This window comes from Herbaspirillum lusitanum P6-12 (genome assembly GCF_000256565.1).
Taxonomy (GTDB): domain Bacteria; phylum Pseudomonadota; class Gammaproteobacteria; order Burkholderiales; family Burkholderiaceae_D; genus Herbaspirillum; species Herbaspirillum lusitanum.
On sequence record NZ_AJHH01000186.1, the window covers coordinates 1 to 501 of the forward strand.

At 65.1% G+C, this 501-nt stretch carries 1 protein-coding gene; it reads right to left on the bottom strand.

The window, feature by feature from the left end:
• Nucleotides 1–154 precede the first annotated feature (154 nt).
• A partial coding sequence (locus tag HLUSI_RS27285) for a flavodoxin domain-containing protein (protein WP_040503224.1) occupies nucleotides 155–501 on the bottom strand: 347 nt, incomplete at its 5' end.

Here is a 501-nt window from a genome sequence, read left to right on the forward strand (position 1 = left end):
CATGCGGATATTGACCAGCGTGTAGGGACCCGCCTCGCGCACGAACACATCCCAGGCCAGCGTGAGGTCGAGCGGCGCAGCTTCGGTCTTTTCGGATTTGTCTTTTTCCTTGTCCATGTTCATGCCCATGCCCATGCCTTTGGGCTTGTCGTGCTTAGGCTGGGGGGCGCGCGCGCAGCAAGCCGAATTGCACGTGAGCGAGGGCGTTGCCGGGTGGTTGTGCAAGCTGCCGTGCAAAGCGGCGCGCACTGTCGGGCGGCTCGCCTTCGCCGAAGGTGCTCACCACGAACAGCGCGCGGTGGAAATGGCGCAGGCGTTCCGGATCGAGCGTGGCCAGCGATTGCACGGTGACCACGACGCCGGCCTTTTGCAGCGCGGCGGCGGTGTGCAGCGCGATGCGTTCGGCTTGTCCCGCTTGCGTGGCGTAGGCCAGCAGGACGCTTTCCTTGTTGTTGGCGGCGCTGACGCCATGATCAGCGCGGCGATGGTCATCACGATGCG